We start from the raw sequence: 13,173 nt of genomic DNA on the forward strand, positions 1-13,173 counted from the left end.
GAGGGCGTTGACGAGTGGGAGCCGGTGGCGCCGTTCGCGTTGTTGTCGGACGCGGACCGGGCTGCTCTGCCGGACGGCCTGACCGACGCCTACCCCGCCGCGCAGACCCAACTCGGCATGCTCGTCGAGCTGGCCACCAGCGGAGCCCGGGCGGCCTACCACAGCGTCATCGCCCACCAGGTCCGCGACGGGCGACCGCTCTCGGCCGACGCGCTGCGGGCCGCCGTCGCGACGGTCGTCGCCCGGCACGAGATCCTGCGCACATCGTTCGACCTGACCGGCTACTCGGTGCCGATGCAGCTCGTCCACGCCGAGGTGACCCCGCAGGTGACCGTGGTGGACGGTCGCGACGTGCCGGCCGATGAGCAGGTGCGACTCTTCGAGGAGTTCGTCGCGACCGAGCGGGGCACCCCCTTCGACCTGGCTGTCGCGCCACTGCTGCGCGTCGCCGCGCACCAGGACGGCGACGCGAGTTGGTGGCTGAGCTTCACCATCTGCCACGCGGTCACCGAGGGCTGGAGCAGCGCACAACTGCTCGCCGAACTGCTGGCCGTCTACGCCGACCTGGCCGACGGGCGGAGCCCCACCGAAACCGAACAGCCGGTGGTGCGGTACGCCGACTTCATCGCCGCCGAGCTGTCCGCGCTGGCGTCCGACCAGGACCGGGACTACTGGCGCACGGTGGTCGACGGGCGCAACCCCTTCGTGCTCCCCGCGGGCTGGGGTGAGCCGGGCGATCCGACGGCCATCTCGACGACCGTCGACGTCACCGACCTGGACGAGGCCGTCACACGGTTCGCCTCCGGAGCCGGCGTCTCGGTCAAGGCGGCGCTGCACGCGGCGCACCTGAAGGTGCTCAGCCAACTCACCACCGAGCAGAGCTTCCACGCCGGGCTGGTCTGCGACGCCCGGCCCGAGGTGCTCGGGGCCGACCGGGTGCAGGGCATGTATCTCAACACTTTGCCGTTCGGCTACGAGCGCACCGCCCGGACGTGGCGCGACCTGGTGACGGCAGTCTTCGACCAGGAGGTCGACCTCTGGCCCCACCGGCGGCTCCCGCTGGCGGAGATCCAGCGTGGCAGCGGTCAGCGGCTGCTGCGGGTGCTCTTCAACTACCAGGACTTCTCCCGCGCCGGGCAGTCGGCGACCATGACCGGCACCGAGCCGGTCGTCGTCGGCAGCGCCGGCGACGGCGCCACCGAGTTCGAGCTGTCGGTCTTCGCGCACCGGGGCAACTACCAGCTATCCAGCCGCAGCGACGTGCTCTCCCGAGCAAATCTGGAGCGGCTGGCCGGCATGTACCGGGCTGTGCTGGCGGCGATGGTCGCCGACCCGGCCGGTGACGCGCAGGCTGTCCACCTGCCCGGTGGCGAGCGGGAGCGGCTGCTGGGCGTGGTCGACACCGGCGTCGAGGAGCCGGTGACCGCCACGGTGGTCGAGCTGTTCCAGGCTCGGGTGGCCGCCGCACCCGACGCGGTAGCGGTGGTCGCCGGCCCGACCCGACTGACGTACGCGCAGGTAGACGCACAGGCCAACCGGCTCGCCGGGCACCTGCGGGCCGGCGGTGTGGGCAGGGGCGCGGTGGTCGGTGTCTGCCTGGATCGAGGTGCGGACCTGGTGCCCGCCCTGCTCGGCGTGCTCAAGGCCGGTGCCGCCTACCTGCCGCTGGACCCGACCCAGCCGGCCGAGCGCATCGCGTACCTGCTCGCCGACGCAGCCGCCGGGACGGTGGTCGCCACGGGTGCCCACGTCGACGCGCTCGCCGGTTACGACGGGCATCTGGTGCTGCTCGACCGCACCGACCTGACCGGCCACCCGGAGACCGACCCGGCCCCGGTGAACGACGCCGGCGACCCGCTCTACGTCATCTACACGTCCGGCTCGACAGGCCGCCCGAAGGGTGTCTGCGTCAGCCACGCCAACGTGCTGCGGCTGCTCGACAGCGCGCAGGAGCACTACGCCACCGACGAGACCGACGTGGTCGCGCTGTTCCACTCGTACGCCTTTGACGTCTCGGTGTGGGAGTTGTGGGGTGCGCTGCTGCATGGCAGCCGACTGGTGGTGGTGCCGCCAGCGGTGGCCCGGGTGCCGGAGGATCTGCTCGACCTGCTGGTGGAGCAGGAGGTGACTCTGTTGGCCCAGACCCCCACGGCCTTCCGGGGACTGGTTCGGCTGGCCGCCGACGGCGACCAGCGGCTGCGGCGACTGGTGCTGCGCGCGGTCGTCCTGGCCGGCGAGCGGCTGGACTTCGCCGAACTCGCCCCGTGGGTCGATCGGCTCGGACTGGCCCGGATCGCCCTCGTCAACATGTACGGGATCACCGAGACCACTGTCTACTCCAGCTATCACCGGGTCACCCGCGCCGACCTCGCTGCCGGGGTGGGCAGCCGGATCGGGCGTCCGCTGGCCGGTCTGCGCATGTACGTACTCGACCAGCAGGGGCACCCGACGCCGCTCGGTGTGCCCGGCGAGATCCACCTGGCCGGACACGGCGTGGCCCTGGGCTATCTGAACCAACCGGCGCTGACCGCCCAGCGGTTCCTGCCCGACCCCTACGGCCCTGCCGGCAGCCGGATGTACCGCACCGGCGACCTGGGGATCCGCCTACCCGACGGCAGCGTGGAGTTCCTCGGACGGCTCGACGACCAGGTCAAGCTTCGCGGCTACCGGATCGAGTTGGGCGAGGTGGAGTCGGCGCTGGCCGCGCTGCCGGCGGTCGCCGAGGCTGCGGTCGTCCTGCGCGAGGACACCGCCGGCGATCCACGACTGGTCGGATACCTGGCCGGAGCGTCCGGGCAGCGGCCGAGCACGGGCGAGCTGCGCGCGGCGCTGGCCCGCACGCTGCCGGACTACATGATTCCGTCGGCCTTCGTGACGCTGGACCAGCTGCCCCGCAACAACAGCGGCAAGCTCGACCGGCGCGCGCTGCCCGCGCCGCAGGACGGCGATCCCGGCGACGGGCGGGCCATGGTCGGTCCGCGTACCGCGTTGGAGGAACGGGTCGCCGGGATCTGGGCGCAGGTGCTGGGCCTGCCGGCGGTGGGCGTCGAGGACGGCTTCTTCGAGCTGGGTGGCCACTCGATCAAGGCGCTGGTGCTGGCCAGCACGCTGCGGACGGCCGGCTTCGACGTCTCGGTCGCGGACGTGATGGACCTGCAAACCGTTTCCCGGCTGTGCGCCGCGCTGGTCGACCGCACCGGACCGGTGCACGTCGACCGCCCGGTGGAGCCGCTCGAGCTGGTGTCCGCGCCGGACCGGGCCTTGCTTCCGGACGGCCTCACGGACGCGTACCCGCTGTCCCAGGTGCAGCTCGGCATGCTGCTGGAGATGCTGGCCGACAACGGCTGGAACCACTACCACAACGTGACGTCCTTCCTCGTCCGCGAGGACGACCCGCTGGACCTGGCGACGCTGCGCGAGGCGGTGAACCTCGTGGTGAACCGGCACGAGGTTCTGCGCTCCTCGGTGGACCCGACCGGCTACTCGGTGCCGATGCAGCTGGTGCATCCCGCCGTGCGGGTGCCGGTCGTGTCGCACGACCTGCGCGGGTTGTCCGAGGAGGACCGGGAGGCCGAGCTGCGCCGCCTCGTCGCCGTGGAGTACGCGTCGCCGTTCGACGTCGAGCGGGCACCGCTGCTGCGGTTCGCCGCCTGCCGGGAGACCGACCGGAGTTGGCGGTTGGTGCTGACGATCTGCCACGTGGTCGTCGAGGGCTGGAGCCTGCACGCGCTGGTCGCGGAGATCCTCGACCGCTACCGCTCGATGCGCGTCGGTGTCGGGCCTGAACCGGAGCCCCTGCCGGAGGTGCGGTTCGCCGACTTCATCGCAGGGGAACGTCGCGCCCTGGAGTCTCCGGTGGACCGACGGTACTGGCAGGACCTGATGGAGCGGTGCGTGAAGTTCACCTTCCCCACCGGCTGGCTGCCCACGTCGCCGCCGCCGACGCGTACCGCCCACACCGTCCGGGTGCCGTTCCGCGACCTGGAACCAGGGCTTCGCGCGCTGGCCTCCAGCGCGCGCGTCTCGCTCAAGGCGGTGCTGCACGCCGCGCACCTGACGGTGCTCGGCCAGCTTAGCGACGAGCCCCGGTTCTACAGCGGCCTGGTCTGCCACACCCGGCCGGACATGCCGGGCAGCGAGCGGGTGTACGCCATGTCGCTGAACACGCTGCCGTTCCCGTACGAGCGCGACTGCGCCACCTGGACCGAACTGGTCCGCCGGGTGCACGCCACGGAGGTCGAAATGTGGCCGCACCGGCGCTACCCCGCGCCGGCGATCCGACCGGCGGTTTCCGGCACCCGCCTGCTCGACGTCTACTTCAGCTACCTCGACTTCAACGAGGTGGTCGGTGAGCACGTCGAGGCGGGCCCCCGGTACGCCGCCGCCAGCTCGGAGTTCGCCCTGGCCGTCTCGGCGGTCGCCGGGCACCTGGAGCTGAGCAGCGACAGCGACCACCTGGAGCGGGCCGAGGTCGAGCGGTTGGCCGCGATGTACCGGCTCGTGCTCGACGCGATGGTGGCGGACCCGGACGGCGACGCCCGCGCGGTCCGGCTGCCCGAGGCGGAACGGCACAACGTGCTGGTGGGCTGGGTCGAGGCGACCGACGGCAACGCGCCGGAGCCCGGCATGGTGCCCGACCTGGTGCGGGACAGGGCCGCCATAGCGGGCGACACCGAGGCGGTCGGCGAGCTGAGCTACGCCGGCCTCGACGCGGCGGCGAACCGCCTCGGCTGGCACCTGCGGGAGCGGGGCGTCGGGCCGGAGCGGGTGGTGGGAGTGCTGCTCGACCGGGGTGTCGACCTCGTCACGACCCTGCTGGGCATCTGGCGGGCGGGCGGGGCGTACCTGCCGATCGACCCGTCGTACCCGGCAGCGCGGATCGCGTCCATGCTCACCCAGGCCGGGGCCACCGTCGTGGTCACCAGCACCGCCTACGTCGACCGGTTCACCGGCGTCGACCGGGTGCTGCTGGACGTCGACGCGGGGCCGATCGCGGCCCGCCCCGACGACCAGCCGCCCGGCCGCACCGACCCGGACCAGCTCGCGTACGTGATCTTCACGTCGGGGTCGACGGGACGGCCCAACGGTGTGCAGGTCAGCCACCGCAGCCTGGCCGGCTACCTGAACTGGGCGGTGGACGAACTCGTCGCCGACCGGGTGGGTGGCGCGGCACTGTTCTCGTCGGTCGCCTTCGACATGGTGGTGACCACCATCTGGGCGCCGCTGGTCGCCGGGCAGCGGCTGTGGCTGATGCCGACCGACGCCGGGCTGGACGAACTCGGCCCGCGGCTGGCCGCGGCGGGGCCGTTCAGCTTCGTCAAGCTGACCCCGAGTCATCTGGACCTGCTCGCCGGGCAGTTGTCGAGCGAGCAGGCAGCCGCGCTGACCCCGGTGCTGGTGCTGGGCGGCGAGGCGCTCACCGCGCGGACCTGCGCGCGATGGCAGAAACTCGCACCACGGACCGTGCTGCTCAACGAGTACGGACCGACCGAGGCGACGGTCGCCGTCAGCCGTTACCCGGTGACCGGCGCGCTCACCGGCCAGGTCGCGCCGGTCGGCCGGCCGCTCAGCGGGATGCGTACCTATGTGCTGGACGCTCGGCTGAATCCGGTGCCTGTCGGCGCGGTCGGCGAGGTCTACCTCGGTGGACCGCAACTGGCTCGGGGGTACGCCGGACGGCCCGAACACACGGCCGCCCGGTTCGTGCCCGACCCGTACGGGCCGGCGGGCTCCCGGCTGTACCGCACCGGTGACCGCGGCCGTTGGTTGCCGGACGGGCAACTCGACCTGCTCGGCCGGGTCGACGATCAGGTGAAGATCCGTGGGCACCGGGTGGAGCCGGGCGAGATCCGCGCGGTGCTCCTCGAACACTCCGCCGTACGCGACGCGGCGGTGGTGGCCCGCCCGGCTCCGGGCGGGGGCAACCAGCTGATCGCGTACCACGTGGGTGGTGCCGACGACCTGGCCGGGCACTGCGCCCGGCGGCTGCCCGCGGCCCTGGTCCCGGCGGCCTTCGTGCCGGTCGACGCCATCGCGCTCAATCCCAACGGCAAGGTGGACCTGCGGGCGTTGCCGGCGGTGCCACTGCGGACGGAGGCGGAGATCGCCGCGCCGCAGGGTCCGGCCGAGACGATCCTCGCCGGGATCTGGGCCGAGGTGCTGGACGTGCCCAGGGTCGGTCGTCAGGACCGGTTCTTCGCCCTGGGCGGGCATTCACTGCTGGTGGTGCCCGTGGTCACCGCGGCCCGGCAGGCCGGCCTCCCGCTCACCCTGCAACAGGCGATGATGGACCAACCGCTGGCGGACCTCGCCGCCGCGCTCACCGTGGCCGTCACGGCCCCGGGGGCCGGTGCGGCGCGAGCCGTGGCGCTGCCCCGGATCGCGCCGTTGTCCCGGGTCGCTCCGCTGCTCGCCGAGGCGCGGGTGCCCGGCGCGTCGCTGGCCGTGCTCGCGGACGGCGAGTTGGTGCAGGTCCTTGCTGTCGGGCACTGCACGGCGGGCGGTGACGCCCCGGTGACCCCGGAGACCATCTTCCAGGTGGGCTCGGTCAGCAAGCTGGTCGCGGCGGTGGGTGCGCTGGCTCTGGTCGACAGGGGAGCACTCCAGCTCGACGCGGACGTCAACGCGTACCTCAAGGGGTGGCAGTTGCCCGCCGACCGGCCGGTGACCCTGCGGCAACTGCTCGGCCACGTTGCCGGCCTGACGTCGACGGGCAGCAGCGGACATCCGCGCGGAGGCCCGGTACCGCCGCTGTCGGACCTGCTGCTCGGCCGTGGCGTGCCCACCGAACCGGTGCGGGCGCTCGACGCGCCCGACCCGGTCGCGGTGGAGCGCAACAGCCACTTCGTGGTGATCCAGCAGCTCATGGAGGACGTCACCGCGACACCCTTCGCCGACCTGATGGCCGAGCTGGTCTTCGCACCACTGGGGATGACCGGCAGCAGCTTCGACCAGAGCTTCCCGGAGACGTCCGGCCGGCCGGTGGCAGCCGGGCACGACGAACGGGGCGAGCCACACCCACACGGTTGGGAGGTGCGTGCGGACCTGGCGGCAGCCGGCCTCTGGACCACCGCTACCGACCTGGCCGCGCTGACCAGGGAGATCCAGACCGCCTATCGGGGTGATCCGGCCCTGCTCAGCCAGGAAACGGTGAGGGCACAACTGACCGCAGGCCCGGGCGGCGTCTTCGGGCTCGGCTGCATGGTGGACCGCATCGAGGGGAGCGCCGGAACGCACGTGGAGTTCACCCACCGGGGCCACATCGCCGGCTACCGGGCGCTGGTCACCGGTCGGGTTCCGGACGGGGCCGGGCTGGTGCTGCTGACCAACGGCGAGGCCGGCGACGAGGTCATGTCGCTGCTCTTGTCGAACACCGCACGGACGGAGGACATGTGATGACGACCTTTCCGAGCGTCTCCGCTACGGTCACCGACCCCACCGTCCAGCAGGTGCGGCACCTGGTGTCGATCCGCGACCTGACCGATGCGGACCTCTACTCGATCGTCGCCCGGGGCGCCGCGTTCGCCGCCGGGGAGTGCGGGAACCCGCTCGCCGGGCAGGTCGCCGGGGTCTACTTCCTCAAGACCTCGACGCGTACCCGGACCGCCTTCACCAGCGCCGCACTGCGGCTCGGCGCCGGCGTGATCCAGTACGGCCCGCAGGACCTGCAGACCAACACCGGGGAGACCAGCGAGGACACCGGCCGGGTGCTGTCCGGCATGCTCGACGTGCTGGTCGCCCGCACCGCCGGTGACCCGGCCGAGTTGCGGGCCTGGTCTGCCCAGAATCGGATGACGGTGATCAACGCGATGAGCGCCGAGGAGCACCCCACCCAGGCGCTGACAGACCTGACCACGTTGCTGCGGCAGTTCGGCCGGATCGAGGGGTTGCGCCTGCTCTACCTGGGGGAGGCCAACAACACGGCCACCGCCCTCGCCCTGGCGCTCACTCGCTTTCCGGGCGTTGAACTGGAACTGCGCACCCCGCCCGGTTACGGCCTGCCCGCCCAGATCCTGGCCGACGCCACCCGGCAGGCCGAGATCAGTGGGGCGAGCATCGTCCAGCGGTGCCACATGTCCGACCTGCCGGGCGATCTCGACGCCATCTACACCACCCGCTGGCAGACCACCGGCACCGTGAAGCCGGACCCGGACTGGCGACAGGTCTTCGCCCCGTTCCGGGTCGAGCAGGAACTCTGGCGGCACAGCCCGAACGCGGTGTTCCTGCATGACCTGCCGGCGCATCGCGGCGAGGAGGTGACCTCGGAGGTGCTCGACGGGCCGGCGAGCATCGCCTTCGGTCAGGCGGAGAACAAGCTCTACAGCGCGATGGCGGTGCTGGAGTGGTGCCGATCGCACGCGGGTGGGACGACGCGGTGACGGTCACCGAGCCGCCGGGCAGGCCCGCCCGCCGCGCGGCGAGGCTCACCCGCAACCGGGACTTCCTGTTGCTCTGGACCGGTTCGGGGCTCTCCGCGCTCGGTGCCCGGGCCACCTCCATCGGCTACACCCTGCTGGTCTACTGGTCGACCGGTTCGGCCACCGCGGCCAGCCTCGTCACCTTCGCCGCGCTGCTGCCGAACCTCGTCGCCCAGCTGCCGGCTGGCGCGCTCGTCGACAGGTGGAACCGGCGTACGACGATGCTGATCTGCACCGCCGGCCGCGTTCTCGGAGCCGGCAGCGTGGCGGCGGTGGTGCTGCTCGACGCGGTGCGGTTGCCGCACCTGATGGTGGTCGCGTTCCTGGAGGCCACCCTCGGCATCTGCTACGCGTTGGCGGAACGAGCCGCGGTGTGTGCCGTGGTGCCCCGCGACCAACTGGGCGCGGCGCTGGCGGCCAACGAGTCGCGGGCCAATGCCGCCAGCATCCTGGGCCAGCCGACCGGCACCGTGCTCTACGCCGTGGCCCGGTTCGCGCCGTTCCTGTTCGCCACCGCCGTGCACCTGGTGTCGCTGGTGACCCTGCTGTTCGTCCGGCGGGACCTACGGGCGCCCCGGTCGTCGGACGGCTCGGCAGGCGGGCTGATCGCCCAGATCAGGGAAGGTGTCGCCTTCATCTGGGGCAAGCTCTACCTGCGTCGGGCGCTGTGCCTCTTCGCGGCCAGCAACATTCTCTTCCAGATCCTCGGCCTCGGTCTGGTGGTGCTGGTCAAGGACCGGGACGGCACGCCCGCGACGGTCGGTCTGCTGTTGGCGGTCAACAGCGTCTTCGGCATGGCGGGCGCGATGACCAGCAACGCCTTCCTGCGCCGGTGGGGCATCCGCCGGATGATGATCGGCATCCACCTGGCGTGGGCGGTGCTGATGCCGCTGCTGGTCGTGGCACCCGGGCTGGTTGCGGTCAGTGTCCTCCTGGCGCTGATCAACTACGGTGCCGGGATCGGCAACGTGGCCGGGGTGCTGTATCTGCTGAGGACGACACCCGACGAGCTGCGCGGCCGGGCCGGCTCGATCTTCACGCTGCTCTCCTCCGGTGCCAACTCGATCGGCGCGCTGCTCGCGGGCTTCCTGCTGGACGCCGTACGCATCGAGGTGGCGTTGGCCGTCGTGGGCGCGACGATGGTGGTGATCGCGGTGTTCGCGGTGCTGGCTTTCGGCACCCGTACCGCCGCGCAGGCGGAACGGGCCGAGGCAGCTGCCGAGCGGGCCGACGCCGAGCGGGCCGACGCCGAGCGGGCCGACGCCGAGCTGGCGGCGACGGCAGCCGGTCGCGGCCCGCATGGCTGAGCCCGGCGACGATATCGAGGAAATATGGCCGCCCACGTCAGGCTGCCCGGCACAGGACCGACCCTGGCGTGGAGGAGACCGACCGATGAGCGAGCACGGCACGTGGCAGCCGCACGAGATCACACCCAGCAGCGCCGGATGCGCGGCCACCGTTGACGGGCTGATCGGCCATCTGCGGGAGCTGGACCTGACGGCGTTACTCACCACCGAGAAGGCGCTGGTGTTCCGGGGCTTCGGCGTCGAGCCGGGCGCGCTGGACCCGGTGATGGACATGGTGCTGCCCAACCGGCTCGCCTACGTGCATGGCAACTCGCCACGTACCAAGGTCGGCCGCAACGTCTACACCTCGACCGAGTACCCAGCGCCGTACACCATCTCCATGCACAACGAACTGTCGTACGCGGCGCACTGGCCAGCCCGCCTGCTGTTCTACTGCCAGCTCGCCGCGCCGACCGGCGGCGCCACCCCGGTCGTCGACGCCAACCTCTGGCTGGAGTCCCTCGACCCGGAGGTCCGCGCCGCCTTCGCGGGCGGGGTGTGCTACCAGCAGAACCTGCACGACGGCCTGGGGCTGGGCAAGAGCTGGCAGCAGACCTTCGAGACCGAGGACCAGGCGGAGGTCGAGGCGTTCCTCGACGGCGCCGGGGCGACCTGGAAGTGGACCTCCGACGGGCTGCGGGTGAGCCAGGTCCGCCCATCCACCACCCGGCACCCCGTAACGGGGGTGGAGGTGTGGTTCAACCAGAGCGACCAGTGGCACCCGGCCGCTCTGGACGACGAGGTCGCTCGGGTGATGACCCAGGTGATGACGCAGGACGAACTGCCCCAGTCGGTCACCTTCGCCGACGGCAGCCCGATCCCCGACGAGTACGTGTTCCAGATCCGCGACCGGGGGCTGGAGGCGGCGATCGACGTGGACTGGCGCGTCGGTGACCTGCTGTTGATCGACAACGTGCTGGTGGCGCACGGTCGGCGCCCCTACACCGGGAGCCGCCGCATCCTCGTGGCGATGTCGGACTGACCGGGCATCGGCTGGCGGGAGGAGAAACGTGGAGATGACAGGGGCCGGGGTGCGTGGCCGGTGGCTGCGGACCTTCCGCCGAGCTGAGCGGTCCGACCTGCGCCTGGTCTGCTTCCCGCACGCCGGTGGGAACGCCAACGTGTTCCAACCCTGGGCGGGCCTGCTTGACGGCGCCACCGATCTGCTGGCGGTCTGCTACCCGGGCCGGCAGGACCGGCTGCTGGAGCCCTGCGTGGATCAGATGGACGTGCTCGCCGAACGGATCAGTGACGTGCTCGTGCCGTACCTGGACCGGCCGATCGCGTTCTTCGGCCACAGCATGGGCGCGTCGGTGGCGTACGAGGTCACCCTGGTCCTGGAGTCCCGCTACGGGTTCACGCCGAGCGTGCTCTTCGTCTCGGGACACGGCGCGCCGCACATCTCCCGGGTCGAACTCGACCCGGATCTCGCCGACGACGAATATCTGCTCGGCCGGATCGGCGCCCTGGGTGAGGTCGATCCGGTGCTGCTGCGGTCACCGAAGCTCCGCGAGCTGATCATGCCCTCGCTCCGGGGGGACCTGCGGATGCTCTACCGCCACCTGCCGCGCGAACCGGCGAAGGTCCGCGCCCCGATCGCCGCCTACCTGGGGACCGAGGACCCGACATGCACCACGTCGACGGTGCGGGCCTGGGGGGAGTTGACCACCGGCGGCTTCGAGTTGGCGACGTTCCCCGGTGACCACTTCTATCTCGTGCCGGAACAGGAGCAGGTGGTTGCCGCGGTGACCGCCCGCCTGGGCTGACCGACGGACCACGCCCCAAGGGACGGTCGCGGGAACCGTGGCCAGAGGAGAGGGCGGTGGGGCCGCTCGGTGGCTCTGTGGTGTCCGGGTCACCGTCGGATCAAGCCGAGTTGGGTTGCGGTGGCGATGGCGGCGGTGCGTGAGTCGACGCCGAGTTTGGTGTATATGCGGGCGAGGTGGGATTTGACGGTGCCTTCGGTGAGGTGCAGGCGGACACCGACGGCGTGGTTGGACAGGCCTTCGGCGACCAGGGTGAGGACTTCGGTTTCGCGGGGGGTCAGGGTGGTGCTGGGGTCGCGTAGCCGGTTCATGAGCCGGTCGGCGACGGCCGGGGCGAGGGTGGTTCGGCCGACCGCGGCGGTGCGGACGGCGGCGGCGAGGTCTTCGGGTGGGGCGTCTTTGAGTAGGTAACCGGTGGCGCCAGCTGCGATGGCGGGCAGGGTGTCGGCGTCGGTGTCGTAGGTGGTGACGATCAGTACGCGGGGGGCGCCGGGTCGGGCGGTGATAGCGGCGGTGGCCTGGGCACCGTTCATGCCTTTACCGAACTGCAGGTCCATGAGCACGACGTCGATGTCGCCTTGGCCGGCGCGGGCCACGGCGTCCTCGGCGGTGGCGGCTTGGGCCACGACTTCGATGCCGGGTTCGGTTTCCAGTACGGCGCGTAGACCGGCACGGACGATGGGGTGGTCGTCGGCCAGCAGCAGGCGGATGGGGACGTCGGTCATGAGGTCGCCTTGACGGGGTGGTCGCTCGAGCAGGCGAGTGGCAGTTGGGCGGCCAGAGCGGTGCCGTGGCCCGGGACAGACTCGAGGGTGAGAGTGCCGCCGAGGGCCAGGACGCGGGCGCGCATCGCGGGCAGGCCGTATCCGCCGCTGCCTGCTTCGGGTGCGGGAAGTCGGTGCGGGTCAAAGCCGTGTCCGTCGTCGACGATGTCCACGGCGACGTGATCACCGAGGTAACTGAGGGTGACGTCGGCGGTGGTGGCCTCGGCGTGGCGCACGGTGTTCGCGAGGGCGGACTGGGCGATACGCAGTAAGGCTGTGTCGTACGCGGCCGGCAGCGGCCGGGGATCGCCGGTGAGGTGGAAACGCGCGGTGAGGCGGTGGCGGGTGCTGGTGGTGGCGCACAGCTGTTCCAGGGCGCCGGCCAGAGTGGTGTCGTCGAGGGCGGGCGGGGTGAGCGCGGCGACGAAGCGGCGGGCCTCGGCCAGGTTGTCGACGGCGGCCTGGCGGGCCTGCCCGAGGTGGTGGGCGGCTTTGTGCGGGGTGTCGGGAAGAGCGCGTTCGGCAGCCCGTAGCAGTAGTTGGATGCTGGTGAAGCCCTGGGCGAGGGTGTCGTGGACCTCACGGGCGAGGCGTTCGCGTTCGGCGAGGACACCGGCGGTGTGCTGTGCGGCGGCGAGGTCGGCGCGGGTCGCGGTGAGTTCCCCAATCAGCCTTCGGCGGTGTTCACTCTCGCGGTACAAGCTCTGGTATCCCCACACCACCGCGACCGCCACGGCGGCGCCGAGGGTCGGGCCGATCGCCGCCGTCGGGCTGAACGAGCCCTGGTGGGCGGCGAAACCGATGACAGCCGCCACTGTGGTGGTCACTACGGCGGTCAGGCCGGCGCGGCGTGACAGCAGGTGCAGCTGGAGGAAATACA

Annotated in this window: 7 protein-coding genes (1 of these 7 only partly in view); 5 read left to right on the plus strand and 2 right to left on the minus strand. The window is 71.9% G+C overall.

Going from position 1 to position 13,173, the window contains the following annotated elements; all coding sequences use genetic code 11:
* Positions 1-24 precede the first annotated feature (24 nt).
* The 5 genes from ACFYP0_RS29630 (at position 25) to ACFYP0_RS29650 (ending at position 11,529) form a co-directional block, all read left to right on the plus strand.
* Positions 25-7,395, plus strand: coding sequence for an amino acid adenylation domain-containing protein (locus ACFYP0_RS29630; protein WP_386998302.1), 7,371 nt, complete (start codon positions 25-27; stop codon positions 7,393-7,395).
* Complete coding sequence (locus ACFYP0_RS29635; protein WP_356981104.1) at positions 7,395-8,378, plus strand: ornithine carbamoyltransferase; 984 nt, start codon at positions 7,395-7,397, stop codon at positions 8,376-8,378. Before ACFYP0_RS29630 ends, ACFYP0_RS29635 begins: the two co-directional genes overlap by 1 nt.
* Complete coding sequence (locus ACFYP0_RS29640; protein WP_356981106.1) at positions 8,345-9,724, plus strand: MFS transporter; 1,380 nt, start codon at positions 8,345-8,347, stop codon at positions 9,722-9,724. The genes ACFYP0_RS29635 and ACFYP0_RS29640 overlap by 34 nt, the downstream gene beginning before the upstream one ends.
* 85 nt (positions 9,725-9,809) lie before the next feature.
* Positions 9,810-10,745, plus strand: coding sequence for a TauD/TfdA family dioxygenase (locus ACFYP0_RS29645; protein WP_356981108.1), 936 nt, complete (start codon positions 9,810-9,812; stop codon positions 10,743-10,745).
* A gap of 34 nt (positions 10,746-10,779) precedes the next feature.
* Positions 10,780-11,529, plus strand: coding sequence for a thioesterase II family protein (locus ACFYP0_RS29650; protein WP_244219063.1), 750 nt, complete (start codon positions 10,780-10,782; stop codon positions 11,527-11,529).
* 89 nt (positions 11,530-11,618) lie between these two features.
* Here ACFYP0_RS29650 and ACFYP0_RS29655 read toward each other — a convergent pair whose 3' ends face one another.
* Together ACFYP0_RS29655 and ACFYP0_RS29660 are read right to left on the minus strand one after the other, a co-directional pair.
* Positions 11,619-12,254 (minus strand): response regulator transcription factor, encoded by a 636-nt coding sequence (locus ACFYP0_RS29655; protein ID WP_356981110.1) that lies wholly within the window; start codon positions 12,252-12,254, stop codon positions 11,619-11,621.
* Positions 12,251-13,173, minus strand: the 3' portion of a protein-coding gene (locus tag ACFYP0_RS29660) for a sensor histidine kinase (protein ID WP_449289057.1). The gene runs 265 nt beyond the window's last position; the window shows 923 of its 1,188 coding nt (coding positions 266-1,188); its start codon lies beyond the right edge, outside the window — the gene reads right to left on this strand; it ends in the stop codon at positions 12,251-12,253. Before ACFYP0_RS29660 ends, ACFYP0_RS29655 begins: the two co-directional genes overlap by 4 nt.

Source organism: Micromonospora arida, assembly GCF_042873195.1.
Classification (GTDB): domain Bacteria; phylum Actinomycetota; class Actinomycetes; order Mycobacteriales; family Micromonosporaceae; genus Micromonospora; species Micromonospora arida.